The organism is Oleiphilus sp. HI0123 (assembly GCF_001635315.1).
Genome location: NZ_LWGE01000790.1, coordinates 1 through 442 on the forward strand (window position 1 = coordinate 1; position 442 = coordinate 442).

Consider the following 442-nt stretch of genomic DNA (forward strand, 5'->3'; position numbering starts at 1 on the left):
TTGGTGAGGCCGCAAGATATTGGCACAGATAATACGATCCCGTCTTCTAAGGTTGCTGATGCTCGTATTGCCTATGGTGGAACAGGAGATTTTGATGATGTTAATCGTCAAGGCTGGTTGTCCCGATTCTTCAACAGTGAATGGTGGTTCATGTGATGTCTTATAGTGTAAAGGCTTCTTACAAAGCTACTGCAGCGGGTATCGCTTCTTTAGTTAGCTCGTTCTGCCGCTCCAGTTTATTGTTGCTGGGTTTTGCTTTGGTTAGTTTTGACGTTAGCGCGGATCGTTTAAAAGATATTGCCAATGTACAGGGGGTTCGTTCGAATCAGCTGGTTGGTTATGGTTTGGTTGTCGGTTTAAGTGGTACAGGAGATAACACGCCTTTTACTAGCCAGACCTTCCGCAACATGATGAATAAATTTGGTATCACCATTCCTGAAGG

At 44.3% G+C, this 442-nt stretch carries 2 protein-coding genes; both read left to right on the forward strand.

The annotated features are described in order from the left end of the window. The first annotated feature begins 3 nt into the window (after window positions 1-3). Window positions 4-156: a flagellar basal body L-ring protein FlgH gene (locus A3761_RS25590; protein WP_369808189.1), complete on the forward strand. Its 153-nt coding sequence runs from the start codon at window positions 4-6 to the stop codon at window positions 154-156. After that, a partial coding sequence (locus A3761_RS06935) for a flagellar basal body P-ring protein FlgI (protein WP_197472924.1) occupies window positions 156-442 on the forward strand: 287 nt, incomplete at its 3' end. The genes A3761_RS25590 and A3761_RS06935, both read left to right, overlap by 1 nt.